The 14,386-nt window shown below is 60.6% G+C and carries 10 protein-coding genes; 6 read left to right on the top strand and 4 right to left on the bottom strand.

Annotated features, from left to right (window positions below):
* From R6X40_RS23770 to R6X40_RS23755, 4 genes are all read right to left on the bottom strand, one after another.
* Window positions 1–2,667, bottom strand: a complete 2,667-nt coding sequence (locus R6X40_RS23770; protein WP_318416645.1) for a carbohydrate-binding protein — start codon at window positions 2,665–2,667, stop codon at window positions 1–3.
* A gap of 74 nt (window positions 2,668–2,741) precedes the next feature.
* Complete coding sequence (locus R6X40_RS23765; protein WP_318416987.1) at window positions 2,742–3,623, bottom strand: XdhC family protein; 882 nt, start codon at window positions 3,621–3,623, stop codon at window positions 2,742–2,744.
* A 163-nt stretch (window positions 3,624–3,786) separates the two neighbouring features.
* Window positions 3,787–7,335 carry a molybdopterin cofactor-binding domain-containing protein gene (locus R6X40_RS23760; RefSeq protein WP_318416642.1) on the bottom strand — a complete coding sequence of 1,183 codons (3,549 nt, stop codon included), beginning with the start codon at window positions 7,333–7,335 and terminating at the stop codon, window positions 3,787–3,789.
* A complete protein-coding gene (locus R6X40_RS23755; RefSeq protein WP_318416639.1) occupies window positions 7,332–7,856 on the bottom strand; it encodes a (2Fe-2S)-binding protein in 525 nt (174 codons plus the stop codon). Before R6X40_RS23755 ends, R6X40_RS23760 begins: the two co-directional genes overlap by 4 nt.
* Window positions 7,857–8,213: 357 nt before the next feature.
* Between R6X40_RS23755 and R6X40_RS23750 the strand changes: the two genes are divergently transcribed.
* From R6X40_RS23750 to R6X40_RS23725, 6 genes are all read left to right on the top strand, one after another.
* Window positions 8,214–9,350 (top strand): FAD-dependent monooxygenase, encoded by a 1,137-nt coding sequence (locus tag R6X40_RS23750; protein ID WP_318416636.1) that lies wholly within the window; start codon window positions 8,214–8,216, stop codon window positions 9,348–9,350.
* Window positions 9,347–10,147 carry an alpha/beta hydrolase gene (locus R6X40_RS23745; RefSeq protein ID WP_318416635.1) on the top strand — a complete coding sequence of 267 codons (801 nt, stop codon included), beginning with the start codon at window positions 9,347–9,349 and terminating at the stop codon, window positions 10,145–10,147. The genes R6X40_RS23750 and R6X40_RS23745 overlap by 4 nt, the downstream gene beginning before the upstream one ends.
* A gap of 68 nt (window positions 10,148–10,215) precedes the next feature.
* A complete protein-coding gene (locus tag R6X40_RS23740; RefSeq protein ID WP_318416632.1) occupies window positions 10,216–10,968 on the top strand; it encodes an Asp/Glu racemase in 753 nt (250 codons plus the stop codon).
* 73 nt (window positions 10,969–11,041) lie between these two features.
* A complete protein-coding gene (locus tag R6X40_RS23735) occupies window positions 11,042–11,683 on the top strand; it encodes an N-carbamoylsarcosine amidohydrolase (RefSeq protein WP_318416630.1) in 642 nt (213 codons plus the stop codon).
* A gap of 44 nt (window positions 11,684–11,727) precedes the next feature.
* Window positions 11,728–12,759, top strand: coding sequence for a leucyl aminopeptidase (locus R6X40_RS23730; protein ID WP_318416628.1), 1,032 nt, complete (start codon window positions 11,728–11,730; stop codon window positions 12,757–12,759).
* 178 nt (window positions 12,760–12,937) lie between these two features.
* Window positions 12,938–14,251, top strand: a complete 1,314-nt coding sequence (locus R6X40_RS23725) for an MFS transporter (protein WP_318416625.1) — start codon at window positions 12,938–12,940, stop codon at window positions 14,249–14,251.
* The last annotated feature ends 135 nt before the right edge of the window (window positions 14,252–14,386 follow it).

Here is a 14,386-nt window from a genome sequence, read left to right as displayed (position 1 = left end):
TCAGTTGGAAAGCGGGATCAGTTTTGGTGTGGCGGCCAGTCCGCTTTTATCCGGCGTGTCGCCGAGGTAGGGCGTGTTCCGGTAATAGCGGTTTGCCGCTGTGTTGGCGATGTGGAGCTCCAGCAGATAGGTGCCGGGACTCAAATGTCCGAGCGCGAACCAGTAGGGCCGCCAACCCCGACGGCCGATCTGTTTGCCATCGAGGAACGCTGTTACGGCAGTATCGACAGTCGGCAACTCCAGGGCCCAGTCGGCCTCGGTTTCGATTTTGACCGTGGCGCGATAGATGCCGATGCCGGAGAAATCGGCAAAGCCCTGATTTTCCCAGCCGGTATCGACGGAAATCGGCGAAAATTTGGCCTCGATACCCGGCGCGAAGCTCCAGCCATCGACGAGCGATATTGCGGTGGCGGCGACGGCCGCGCGCGGGGATGGAGTGGGACCATCGCTCGCGGGGGCCTTAAGCGCTGCCCGTATCCGGAAACACCGAACCTCCTGCGGCCCGAGGATCACAGTCAAACGGTCGAACGCTCCGGCCTGATGGATGGAACCATCGGTCACCAACCAATCCTCACAATCGAAACCGTCACAATGGGAAATCCCGACGTCAAGTTCGTCCGGTCCATCGTTGAACAGGACGATCCGCCACCAATCGTCCGCCTCGTATCCGACCCATTGCCACGGCCTACCGCCCTGCCGGACTTCGAGCCGCGGACCGGAAGATTGAAGAGAGGACACAAGCGTCGCGATGTCATTTTCGTCAGGGAGCGTATCAATATGAACGCAAAAGGCGGAGGCATCTATCGCTACATCGGCGTCGCAGGCGATGGACACCCGTTCGCCCGATGACCAGATTACGCCACCGGATGCTGCGAAGGCTCGGAGCTTTTGAAGTGTTTCTGCTGTTTTCAGGACTGTGACGGATGGCAGGACGACAGCACCGAAAACAAGACCGGATACACGAAGCCGGCCCTCCCTGATCTCAGCCTTTGCCAGATCAGCCTCGCTGAGGATCATGAAGTCGCAGCCGTGCGCAAGAAGACGTTCGCACCAGGCGCCGAAGTGCGTGGCGTGACTGTGGCGCGGTCCTTCCGCAAACGCTGTGTAGAGCGGGTAAAGGATGGCAACGGGCGTATGGGCGCTGGCCGCTTCGATGAAGGCGGAAATACGGGCAGTCTCGTCGGCGAAAAGATCGTGATAGGGCCACCAGGGCTCGAAATTGATGCCGGGCGCGAAATCGAACCGGGGATTGACGAAGGGCGTCGGGTCGTTGTCAACGCCGTCGGTCTGGTAGACGCCGTGCCAAATGAATTGCCGCATGCCGAGGCAATGGAGCCGGATCGCTTGCGCGCGCGCCGTCTCCAGCGTCAGTTCCCATTGGCCTGCTGCGCGCACTGTCGTTCGCTCGGCGCTGGCATAGGTTTCGACCGCGCATCGGCTGCGTCCGTTCGAGCGGGCGACGGAATCGCCGAGTTTTGGCGCAAGCTGTGCTGCGAAATTGTTGGAATCCACTGCCGTCTCATGCCGGTAGGCATCGATGCCGAAGAAGTCCACGGCTGGTGCCACGCGCGGGTCGATGCTGGTGAAGCCACCATTCAGTGCCCAAGAAGCGATATGCGGCAGGATTTCGTGTCCCGTCAGGGCAATGCCCTTTATCTCGGACCAGCGGCGCAGGGTGCCGAAGAATGCCTCATTCATCAAATCCGAATAAGCGGCGTAAAACTGAGCCCGCAGGCGTGGTGTCTCGCGTCCGATGTTGCGAACCAGCGCTAAAAGGATTTTTGCGATGGGCGCATCGATCCGGTCTGTGGCGGCCTTCCGCAATGGCGGCGCAAAAAGCAGGCTGTTGCCGAGATTGCCGGACATCTGGTCCCAGCGATAAAATCCCGCAGCCGGCTGGTCGTAAAACACGAAGTCGACTGGGTCCGGGAGCAGGCCGGCCAACGCCCCTACCAAGGGATCGAGTCCGACTTCGATGAAACGCTCGGCCGCTTCTGGAAGAAGATAGTTGATAAGGCGCGATGTCGAGGAGCGGGCGCTGACGAAGACAGTGAGGGCGTGACCATCAGCGATTTTGCCGTCGAATGCATATGCGCACGAAACGGCGTCGCTATTTGTGATGACGATCCGCGCGGTCACGTCGAAAATTTCGCCCAAGCCTTCGATGCCGGAGGACGGATAAAGCAGCGCTGCCTCTACCGTCCAGTCGCACCACTCGACCAAGCCACCGTCGTATTGCCAGCCGATGATGTCCGGTCCCATCGTCTGTACGAAAGGCGGACGGATGCCGGTGATGGCCCCATGCGACGAGAATGCGGATGACCAGAAGAGGTGGCGCTCGCGCAGATGTTCGCGCCCCGCAACTGTCCGCCCGCCAGCGTGGCCGCTGATCCAGTTATAGTCGTCGTAAATACCGAGTTTCAGGTTCAGTTCAGCCGCAATCTCCGCCGAAACGCGATAGGCTTCGAGGTAAGGAGCGGAAAGGTAGTCTTCGCGCGGCATGGCGAGACGGGCTTGAATGAGGATCGTGCTGATCCCTTTGGCCTTGAAATCGGCCAGTTGCGTCCGGCAAACGGCTTCCGTGGGGATGGAATGCCAGAACCAGTAGGCGGCAGGTCGGAACGCAGCCGTCGGGCTTTGAAAAAGCGCGCAATTTTCTGTCTGCATATCCGCGAGGGATGCCCACTCGCTCGCCCCTTTAGGAGGCTCATTGCCGGGACCGATGATTGGAAATTGCCCAGTCACACGTCACCATCGAAGTTTACAGACGAGCGAGCAGCGGCGATATCCGCGAGAACGGACAGAGCTAGAAAGTTTGCGTCGCGTGCCGGCCCGAACATGCCGATCGGGGCCTTGATCCTATCGATATCCAGTTTTGCGTATCCATGCGCATGCAGCGCTTCACGGCGCCTTTCATGCGTACGCCTGCTGCCGAGTGCGCCGATGTAGAAGGGGCTTTTTTGAAGTGCAGCCTTGAGGAAGGGAAGCTCCAGGTCGAGGTCGTGAAACAGCAGCGCGATCGCCGTGTCGGCGTCGATTATGGCGTCATCGAATTTCGCCGGTGATCGGTCCTCGAATGCAAGCGTTTCGAAGCCCGAATGATGGGCGATCCTTGCGGCACAATCCAGTTCGATGCCGCGCCCGGCGATCACAAGCCGCAGGCGCGGTCTATAGTGGCGGATGTAGAAGGTTTTGTTTTCCGGGGCCTCCGCATCTGTGATCGTTTGCCTGGCGGCATCGTAGCTGAGAAAGGCCACTTTCCGGGATCTCAGTTTCGCCAGGACGCGGCGGATAGGGCGGACGTCTTTCAGCACGTGGATTGCGAGCGTGATGCCACCGCCGCAGGGGAGATTGATGTCAAAGAAGATCGATCCCTCTCCGAGAAGGAGAAACCGGTCGTCTCCCGCATGGATAGCGTTGATCGCTTCGGTCGCAATGGCTGCCTCGGTGCAGCCGCCGGAGACATAGCCGCAATAGCCGCCATCGATACTCACAGCCATCTGAGCCCCAAGCGCGCGTGCCGAGCCACCGCGGATGTCGACCAGAGTGATCAGCGCGCTTTTGCCGTCTTTCTCAAACCATTCGGCGGCATAGTTCAGGATCCTTTCCGGCTCGTCGGTCATGATGGCACAGAATGGTACAGCCAGGTCCGCATCAGACAGGGATTGTGCATTCGACGGGGTGGATTTTGTCGGGCTGCCACTGACAGAAATTCCCGGCAGGTCGAAGAACCTTCGCGTTGCAAAGCCAGTGCCGAATTCAAATTGTTGCACGTCGTTGGCTCCCTTAATGCGCTGTCGAAACGACGCGTTGCATTGCGCCCAGTGTGTCGGCCCATGCAGGTTTGTCCGGCGCGAAACGTGCCCGCAGGTAGGCGGCAAGATCCGCGATCTGGGTCTCGTTCAGCGTTTCGTGAAACGCCGGCATCGACATGACTTCCGGTGCCTCGCGCCCGGTGGTTTCGGCAAGGATCGCCGGTGCCTCGACCCCGTTCAGGATCACTTGCAGAATGTTGTCGGGCGTCTCGGCATGCAGGTTGCTGTTCAGCGCCAGCGGCGACAGGATCGTATTGCCTTGGTGGCAGGTGGCGCAAGCGCCGTTGAAAATGCGCTCGCCCTTCGGCGAAATGCGCGCAGCTATCGCCTTCGCGGTCTCGCTGGCGGCAATCGCGGCCTCGCTCTGCGCTGCCACCTTGGCCGGCTCGGTTCCATCGTTCAGGCTGGCGAGATAGGTGGCCATCGCGCGGATATCCGCGTCGGGAAGCGGCTGCATGACTTCGACCACATGCGCCATCGGTCCGGCGGCGCTGCCGTGATCACGCGAATGGCCGGTGCGCAGGTAGTCGTAGAATGCATCCGCCGTCCAGCCGACGGGACCCTTGGCGAAGGCGTTGAGAGCGGGTGCTTCCCATCCGTCGGCAAATCCGCCGGAAAGGCGGGCGTTCCCACTCTTCTCCGCGCCCAGCACATTACGCTCGGTATGGCAGGCCGAACAGTGGCCGAGCGTTTCGACGAGGTAGGCCCCACGGTTCCATTGGGCGTCCCGCGTTTCGACATAGCGGAAAGGCTCATTCTTTAGAAACAGCGCGTTCCAGCCGGCCATCATAGAGCGGATATTGTAGGGGAACTTGAGCGCCGTTTCCGGCGCCTTCGCGGCAACCGGCGCCTGCGTCATCATATAGGCGAACAGCGCCTGCAGATCGGCATCCTCGGCGCCGGCAAACGATGTGTAGGGATGGGCAGGGTAGAGATGATGGCCGTTGCGGCTGACGCCTTCGCGCATCGCCCGCTCAAAGGCCGGATAGGACCATGAGCCGATACCGTTTTGAGCATCGGGGGTGATGTTGGTGGCGTAGACCGCCCCAAACGGCGTGTCGAACCGCCGCCCGCCGGCAAAGGGCCTTCCGTCCGGGCCGACGTGACAGACATTGCACGCACCAGCCGCCGCGGCCATACGCCCCCGCTCGATAGTGGCAGCGCTGTAGACGTTGGCATCCGGGCGAGGGATCGTGCCGATCGCTGGGCGCCATGGCGACGACATCGTCACGATGCCGGAAACGGCGGCGGCGACACCGGCCGCTGACAATCCGATATTCCACCATCTACGTTTTTTCGTCGGAGCCGCGGGTTTTGGTTCGTCCATCTTGCCGTTCAAGGCGGCTAGCACCAGTTCCGGCGTCAGGGGCAATTCCCGGAAACGGATGCCGGTCGCGTCATAGACGGCATTGGCGATGGCCGAGGCGCTCGGCACCGAAGCAGATTCGCCAACGCCGAGCGGCGGTTCATCCTGCCGTGGGATCATCAGCACGTCGATGTCGGGGACTTCAGGGAAAGTGATGAGCGAATAGCCGCCCCATTCCTTCGAAGTGACAGCGGTGGAGGAGAATTCCACCTTTTCTTTCAGGACGCGGCTGGTGGACTGGATGACATTGCCGTGGATCTGGTGACGGACGCCATCGGGATTGATCATCATCCCGGAATCCTGCGCGCAGGTCACTTTCGTGACCGCGACCTCGCCCGTCTTGGTGTTGACGGCGACATCGGCCACCCATGCGGCCCAGGCGGCGGCCTTGCCAGGGAAGGGGCCGTGGACATAAACGGCATAGGCAAAGCCGCGCCCGTAAAGCAGGTCACCCTCGCCGCCAAGCGTGCCCCATTTCGTGTGTGGAACCCATTTCGCCCGTTCTGCCAATGCCTTAACCAGATCGACCGCGCGCGGATCGGGGAGGTAGCGCAGCCGGTATTCAATGGGATCGACGCCGGCGGCGGCGGCCAGTTCATCCACGTAACATTCGTGGGCAAAGGTGTTCGGCATGGCGGACACGCCGCGAAACCAGGAGGCACGGGCGATCGGCGGCATGTCGTGCACCGTCACGCGGAGATTGCCATAGGCGTAGGGTGGGATCGCTGTGCGGTCGCCCATCTGCACCACGTCGGAAACCGGCGGCACCTTGCCAGTCAGAATGAGGGGCAATGTCGGTGCGAGGTTGGAAGGGTAGCGCGTCTCGAAATCGTAAGCCGATGGGCCACCTTCCAGATCGAGGCCGCCGCGCACATCCATCACCTGTGCGGCCCCCTTCGGCTCCCAGACATGTTCCTGTTCACGGGTCAATTGTACCCGGACTGGAGCCCTGACCGCGCGCGACAGAAGCGCGGCATCGGCGGTGACGTCGTCGGCACAGTTGCGGCCGTAGCATCCGGCCGCCTCCAGCCGCTCCACCAGGATCATGTCTTCCGGCATGTCCAGAAGCAGCGCGAGGTCGCGGCGCATCGGAAATGGGTTCTGGGTGCCGGACCAGACAGTCAGGCCGTCGTCTCGATAATCAGCCACTGCGCAGGATGGCCCGATCGAGCCGTGCATCTGGTAGGGCCAGACATAGGTGCGGTTCATCGGTTGAGCGATGCCGGCGATCGCCATATCGACATTGCCGCGGTCGGCGAGCTTGCGCGGAGTTGCCGGATTGGCGCGCAGAGCCATTTCCGGCGCGTTCAGATCCGGGCGTTCCGGCGGAACGCGCCAGACGACCTTAAGGCTTTTGGCCGCCTCGATGGCGATTTCCTCGCGCGTCGCAACGATGCCGACAAAATCGCCGATGGCGACCACGCCGACCAGCCCGTCAATGTCGGATACGGATGAGTCATCGACGGAGATCAGGCTATTGCCGACATGCTCGCCATGATCGAAGCCAGCATAGGGTGGCCGCACGACACGGCCATGCAGCATGCCCGGTATCCGGACATCATGAACATAGGTCCATTGCCCCGTCGCCTTGGCCGGAATATCGACCCTTGGCCGTGACGAACCGACGACCGTATAGGTCGATGCCGGTTTGAGCGCGGCATCCACATCAATCGATAGGCGCACATGCTCGCCGACGACGAGATCGGCAAAGGTCAGGCTCCAGTTCTCGCCGGAGTCAGCACGAATGATGCCCTCGTTCACGGTCAGCCGGTCAAATGCGAAGCCGGTTTGGAGGGCTGCCTTGGCCAGCAGATGATGGCGCGCGGTCGCGGCGGCCAGGCGCAGGGGAACGGCGGTGATCTGGATGGTTTCGCTGGCGATGGTGGCGCCCTGATTGGGTGCGACCGAGGTTGCCCCAAGTACCATGTCGACCTGCTCGAACGGAATACAAAGCTCCTCCGCCACGATCTGTGCCAGCGATGTGCGGATGCCGGTTCCAAGGTCGACATGGCCGTTGAAGGCAGTCACGCGTCCATCCGTGCCGATGGCGATATACAGTTCAGCGTCATCGCCGCGTGTGACATCGGACACGATGAGCAGCGTTTCGGCGGCGGCCATATAGGCCGATTTGGGTGTCTCGCGGTGAGCGGTCATGGCGAAACCTCCATCGTATCTGCTGGTATCAGACCGGCATCCCGCGCTGCCCCGGCATAGGTCACAGCCCGCCGCGCGGCGGCCAGAATTTCCATATGGGTTCCGCAGCGGCACAGATGATGGCGCAATGCCTCGCGAATATCGTTCTCGTCAGGATCGGGATTGCGCTGGAGCAGGCCGACGACGGCTATGATCATGCCATTGAGGCAATAGCCGCATTGCGCCGCCGCTTCCTCGATAAAGGCACGCTGTACGGGATGAAGGGTCCCGCTCACAGCCAGTCCCTCAAGCGTCGTCACCCGCCGGGTGCCAACGGCGGCGAGCGGCACCGTACAGGAGCGCACGGGACGGTCATCGACTAGAACGGCGCATGCACCGCATTCACCAAGGCCGCAGCCGTATTTCGGGCCGTTAAGGGAGAGGTCGTTCCGCAGGATGTAGAGAAGCGGTGTTTCCGGCTTTGCGTCAACGTGCCAGATGGCGTCGTTCACATTCAATGAAACGGAAACGGGCCGCGTCAAGGTCGGTGCTCCGGCCTTGCGGCGACGATAAAGCCCACGCCTTTTGCTATCGGACGAATCGCCACGGCACAGGCATCCCGCAGATGCCCGCATTCCATAACGATGCGACTGTCACCGACATCACGCATCAACTGCCCCTTATTTTTATATTAAAAGCGTATACGCTTCATATCGTTCACTGGCAAGCCGAAATTTGCCGTTGCAAACAACCAAAAACGCGGTAGGATTTGATTTGAAAACCGCAGGCTTGGCAAGAAATCGCATAACGCACTTGCTATTTATAGCGTACACGCTACAAATTATGCTACGCTTCCAATTCTGAGAACAACACGTCGAAAGACGGATAGAGGGGTCGCCATGTCCAACGGAAATGAAAAGATTGCGATTATCGGCGCGGGCCTCGGCGGCGCCGTCGCGGGTGCGTTGCTCCAGCATGCCGGCTTCGACGTGAATGTCTATGAACAGGCGCCGAGCTTTGCCCGCCTGGGTGCGGGCATTCATATGGGGCCGAATGTGCTGAAGATTTTCGAGCGTATCGGAGTCGACCAGAAGGTCATCGACATCAGCAGCACCCCGACCCACTGGTTCAGCCGTGACGGCATCACCGGCGACTACCGCTCGCGCATTCCGCTCGAAGGCTATGGCGCGACTTATTGCACCGTGCATCGCGGCGACCTGCAGGCAATCCAGTGCGATGCGCTTCAGCCCGGCACGCTGCATTTCGGTAAGAAGCTCGCCCGCGTCGAGGATAATGGCGCCGACGTGCTGGTGGAATTCGAAGACGGAACGTCGGTTCGCGCCGATATCGTCATTGGCGCCGACGGTATCAACTCGCGAGTTCGCGAGACGTTGCTTGGTGAGGAAAAGCCCAACTATAGCGGCTGGGTCGGCCATCGCGCGCTGATCTCCTCCGACAAGCTGAAGAAGTTCGATCTCACCTTCGAGGATTGCGTCAAGTGGTGGGGTCCTGACCGGCATATGATGGTCTACTACACAACGGCACGGCGCGACGAATATTATTACGTCACCGGCGTTCCGCATCCGGCATGGGAGTTTGATTCCGCCTTTGTCGAAAGCAGCCGAGAAGAGATGGCGTCCGCTTTCGAAGACTATCATCCGATCATCCAGGCGCTGATCGAGAGCACCGATACAGTCACCAAGTGGCCGTTGTTCAACCGCAATCCGTTGCCGTTGTGGAGCAAGGGGCGTCTGGTTCTGCTCGGCGATGCCTGTCATCCGATGAAGCCGCATATGGCGCAAGGGGCGGCCATGGCCATCGAAGATGCGGCCATGCTAACCCGCTGCCTGCAGGAAACCGGCGTCAACGATTTCCGTACGGCCTTTCAGCTTTATGAAACCAACCGCCGCGATCGCGCGACCCGCGTGCAGACTGTTTCCAATGCCAATACCTTCCTGCTCGACCAGGAAGATCCGTCCTGGGTCTATGGTTACGACATCTACGCCGAACCGCTGAAGAGCGAGAACGCGGCATGAGCGGGCAGGCGCTCTACGGGGCGAATGTTTCCGCCAACGGCATTCGCCAGCACTATCTGCGCTACGGTGGCAAAGGCCCTTGCGTCATCCTGATCCCGGGCATCACCAGTCCGGCGATCACCTGGGGTTTCGTCGCCGAACGGCTCGCCAAGCGCTACGATGTCTACGTACTCGACGTGCGCGGCCGCGGCTTGTCCTCGACCGGCCCCGATCTCGATTACGGGCTCGATGCGATGGCGGCCGATGTTGCCGGGTTTGCTTCAGCGCTCGGATTGTCAAAGCCGGCGCTTCTCGGTCATTCGATGGGCGCGCGCATCGCGATCCGCGCGGCGGTCTTAGCGCCGGCGGCGTTTTCGCGTCTGGCTTTGATCGATCCGCCGGTTTCCGGACCCGGACGCCGGGCCTATCCGAGCAAGCTGCCATGGTATGTCGACAGCATTCGCCTGGCGCTGAGCGGCATCGATGCCGATGGCATGAAGGCGTTTTGCCCGACCTGGACCGACGAACAGTTGAAGCTGCGCGCCGAATGGCTGCACACTTGCTACGAACCCGCCATCGTCACGGCGTTTGAAGACTTCCACAACGACGACATTTTTCCGGACCTGCCGAAACTGACGCAGCCCGCCATGCTGATGGTGGCCGGCCGGGGCGGTGTGATCGAGACAGTGGATGAGGACGAAGCGCGCTCGCGTTATCCGTCGCTAGAGATCGTTCGTGTGCCGAACGCCGGTCACATGATCCCCTGGGATGATTTCGATGGCTTCTTTACAGCCCTTGGAGACTTCCTCTCCCGTTGAACGACAGCGGCGGATCAAACGGTTTGCCGCTGTTTTTATAGTTTTTTGCGAAGCAGAGGATGTCATCCGTGCAGACATTATACCGTATTGGTCAGATCGTACCCAGTTCCAATACCACCATGGAAACGGAAATTCCGGCCATGCTGACGGCTCGGCAATCCATCCGTCCGGAACGTTTCACCTTCCATTCCAGTCGCATGCGCATGAAGAAGGTCGTCAAGGAAGAACTGGCGGCAATGGACGCGGAGTCAGACCGTTGCGCTGTCGAACTGTCCGATGCCCGTGTCGATGTGCTGGGCTACGCCTGCCTCGTGGCGATCATGGCGATGGGCCTCGGCTATCATCGCCAGTCCGAAAAGCGCTTGACCGGCCGCACGATCGACGAAGGCACGAATATTCCGGTCGTCACCAGCGCCGGCGCCTTGATCGAGGGGTTGAAGGTGATGAAGGCAAAGAAGATCGCCGTCGTCGCGCCCTATATGAAGCCGCTTACCGAACTCGTGGTCGATTACATCCGGGAGGAGGGTTTCGAGGTCGTTGATTGGCGGGCACTGGAAATTCCCGATAATCTGGATGTGGCCCGTCATGATCCTGAAAACCTGCCGGCGATCGTCAAGACGCTTGATCTGACCGATGTCGACGTGATCGTGCTGTCGGCCTGCGTGCAGATGCCGTCCTTGCCGGTGATCGCAAAGGTGGAGGCCATGACCGGCAAGCCAGTCCTGACGGCCGCCGTCGCCACGACATACTGCATGCTGAAATCGCTCGGTCTGGAAGCGGTTGTGCCGGGTGCTGGCGCGCTGCTGTCCGGGGCCTACTAAAGCAATCCAGGAGAAGTGTGAAGCGGTTTTCCCTCCGGGAATGCCTGGAACAAAACAGACCATGGAGACGATCATGCAAAGCGCTGAAGCAAATTATCAGGGCGTCTGGGGAAACCGCATCGGCTTCGGCAAGAGCCCGGCGCTTCTCGTCATCGATTTCCTGAAAGCCTACACGATCGAGGGGGCTCCTCTCTATGCCTCCGGCGTGGTCGAGGCCGTGGCGCAGACGCCGGAACTGATCGGGGCCGCCCGCGCCGCCGGCATTCCGGTCATCCACACCCGCATTCTCTATCTGGCGGAAAACTGCGCCGATGGCGGCATGTGGGTGAGGAAATCGCCTGTCATGAAAGCGATGGTCGAGGGCAATGTGCTGGCCGAGTTCTGCGACGAGGTGGTGCCTGCCAAGGGCGACCTCGTTATCGTCAAGCAATATGCCAGCGCCTTCTTCGGCACCAGCCTCGCCTCGCAACTGCACACACAGGGCATCGACACGGTCATCATGGCCGGCTGCTCGACCAGCGGCTGCATTAGGGCGAGTGCCGTCGATGCGGTTCAATACGGTTTCAGGGCTATCGTCGTGCGCGACTGTGTCGGCGACCGGCACCTGGACCCGCACAATGCGAACCTCTTCGACATTGACAGCAAATATGGCGATGTCGTTTCGAGGCAGGAGGCGATCGCCGAAATTGCCAAGCTCAAGTCCGGCTGTCGGTAACGATACGAAGCACTGAAGCCTTCAATCAATAAAAGGGAACGAACATGGATCAATTCAGCTTCACGGAAATTTGCCTGCATCAGTTGAAGATGTCGGGCGTCCACGAGGGCGAAAAACTCATCGTCCTTACCCAGGGCAACGAGCGCCTCGACTACGCCGATGCCTTCATGGCGGCGGGCATGCGTCTTGGTGCCAAGATGTATCACATGCGTTTGCCGCCGGCGCCGCCGGCAGGTGCATGGGCGGTCGGCCAGACCGGACTGGCGGCCATGCCTGAAGCGGTCGAGGCCCTGAAGGCCGCCGATATGCTAATCGATTGCATCTTCCTGCTCTTCAGCCCTGAGCAGATGGCAATCCAGGCATCCGGAACGCGTATTCTGACCGCCGTGGAACCGCCGGAGCTTCTCGGCCGCATGTTGCCGACAAAAGAACTGCGCGAGCGCGTCGAGTTTGCGGGTGACCTTTTGTCCAAGGCGAAGGTGATGCGGATCACCTCTCAACACGGCACGGATGTCACCTACAAGCTCAACACCTATCCCGCCATCACGGAATATGCGTGCACGGACGAGCCGGGCCGCTGGGACCACTGGCCGTCTGGCTTCGTGTTCACCGGTGGTGACGATGACGGCGTTGACGGTACGATCGTCGTTGCTCCCGGCGATATTCTGCTGCCGCAGAACATCTACGTGCGCGACCCGATTGTCTATACGATCGAAAACGGTTGGATCACCGACATTCGCGGCGGCCTCGACGCCGAACTGGTCAAATCCTATATGGCCGGTTTCAACGACCCGCGCGGCATGGGCATGAGCCATGTCGGCTGGGGGCTCAATCAGAACGCCAAGTGGCATCGCATGCTGCCGGGAGAATTCCCGGGCGGCATGGGCATGGAGGCCCGATCGTTCTACGGAAACGTCATGTTCTCCACCGGCCCGAACAACGAGCTGGGCGGCCCGAATGATACTGCCTGCCATCTGGATATTCCAATGCGCAATTGCTCGCTGTTCCTCGATGACGAACCGATGGTCCTCGACGGCGATATCGCCGTGAAGGAAATGCAGCACAAGTTCGGCTAATCCATCGGCTTTCAGCCGGATCAGCTTGAGATCAAGGGAGAAGTTCAGTTGCTCCGGCCGCCTCGCAACGCGGCCGGAGCATGTCAAACCCGTGCGCTCGCTGTCGAAAGTGACAAAGGTGGCAAAGACCACCGCTTTCGAGCAGCAGCGATCGTCACATTATAAAATGAGGGGTACCATGCAGAAACCAATTACAGTTGAAGACGGTATCAGAGCGGCCGGCGTCGGGCGCTTTCAGAGGCAGTTATTCGTTATTTTCGGGCTGGTCTGGGCAGCCGATGCCATGCAGGTTCTAGCAATCGGCTTCAGCGCACCGTCGATCGCCAAGAGTTTTGGCATCACCGTTCCGCAGGCGTTGCAGACGGGTACGATGTTCTTCTTCGGAATGTTGATCGGTGCCTTTGTCTTCGGACGGCTGGCCGATCGTATCGGCCGCCGGCCGGTTCTGTTCATCGCCATCATCCTGGATGCGATCTGCGGCGTGGCATCCGCCTTCGCTCCCGATCTTCAATGGCTGCTTGTTGCGCGGTTCCTGACCGGCCTTGGCGTCGGCGGAACGCTTCCAGTCGATTATGCCATGATGGCTGAGTTCCTTCCCTCCGACCGGCGTGGTCGCTGGCTCGTTCTGCTCGAAGGTTTCTGGGCGGTCGGCACGGTGGCGCTCGCGCTTCTGGCGCTCGTTGCCGTGACACAGGGCGGAGAAGCGTGGAGAACGATCTTCTTCGTGACCGGTCTCCCAGCCCTGATCGGCGTCGTCTTGCGCTTCTACGTGCCGGAATCTCCGCTCTATCTCAATCAGCAAGGACGTTCCGACCAGGCGCGGCAGGTCCTGCAAAGGGTCGCCAAGGCGAACGGCACCAACGTCGAAATTCCGCCGCTCAAGCCGCAAACGCCACAGAAAACGTCTGTCGGCGCGCTGTTCTCGGGTGATCTCCGCCGACGCACCGTTTTCCTGATGCTGGCTTGGATGCTGATCTCCGTCTCCTATTACGGGGTCTTCGTCTACCTGCCGGTCAAACTCGCAGCCGATGGTTTCGGTTTCGTCCGCGGTCAGGTCTTCCTCGTCATTCTAGCGATTGCCCAGCTGCCCGGTTATGCGCTCGCGGCCTACGGCGTCGAAAAATGGGGCAGAAAACCCACGTTGATCGGTTTCCTGCTGCTCAGCGCTTTAGGTACGCTTGCCTACGGGCTTGGGCAGACGGCAGAAGTCGTGGTGGCAGCAACACTGCTCCTTAGCTTTGCGCTGCTGGGAACCTGGGGCGCGATCTATGCTTTCACTCCCGAGATTTACCCCACGACGCTTCGTGCCAGCGGTATGGGGATGGCTGGATCGGTTGCCCGGTTCGGCGGCCTCCTGGCACCCTCGATCGTGGCGCCTCTGATGACCTCGAACTTCGGCCTCGCGCTGGGGGTCATTTCCGGGTTGCTGGTCGTCGCCGCCGTCAGCGTCTGGCTGATCAACGCGGAATCGAAAGACCAGGTACTCGAATAGACGCCCGATATCTCGCCGCGTACTATCATCTTGCGCGGCGAGACACAGCATTCGCTGTGGAAGCGGCCCGGAGTGACCGACATTGCAGAATGAGCCGGTTGCGATTTGCCGCATTCTGGATGAATACAGGCATGA

This window comes from Rhizobium sp. PL01 (genome assembly GCF_033447125.1).
Classification (GTDB): Bacteria; Pseudomonadota; Alphaproteobacteria; order Rhizobiales; family Rhizobiaceae; genus Pararhizobium.
Note: the sequence above shows the minus strand (reverse complement) of the source record. Positions and strands in the feature narration are given on the sequence as shown.

Excerpts from the sequence above, each read along its gene's own strand:
- R6X40_RS23770 (WP_318416645.1), bottom strand. The coding sequence starts at position 2,667 with ATGCAGACAGAAAATTGCGCGCTTTTTCAAAGCCCGACGGCTGCGTTC.
- R6X40_RS23765 (WP_318416987.1), bottom strand. The coding sequence starts at position 3,623 with ATGACCGACGAGCCGGAAAGGATCCTGAACTATGCCGCCGAATGGTTT.
- R6X40_RS23760 (WP_318416642.1), bottom strand. The coding sequence starts at position 7,335 with ATGACCGCTCACCGCGAGACACCCAAATCGGCCTATATGGCCGCCGCC.
- R6X40_RS23750 (WP_318416636.1), top strand. The coding sequence starts at position 8,214 with ATGTCCAACGGAAATGAAAAGATTGCGATTATCGGCGCGGGCCTCGGC.
- R6X40_RS23745 (WP_318416635.1), top strand. The coding sequence starts at position 9,347 with ATGAGCGGGCAGGCGCTCTACGGGGCGAATGTTTCCGCCAACGGCATT.
- R6X40_RS23735 (WP_318416630.1), top strand. The coding sequence starts at position 11,042 with ATGCAAAGCGCTGAAGCAAATTATCAGGGCGTCTGGGGAAACCGCATC.
- R6X40_RS23730 (WP_318416628.1), top strand. The coding sequence starts at position 11,728 with ATGGATCAATTCAGCTTCACGGAAATTTGCCTGCATCAGTTGAAGATG.
- R6X40_RS23725 (WP_318416625.1), top strand. The coding sequence starts at position 12,938 with ATGCAGAAACCAATTACAGTTGAAGACGGTATCAGAGCGGCCGGCGTC.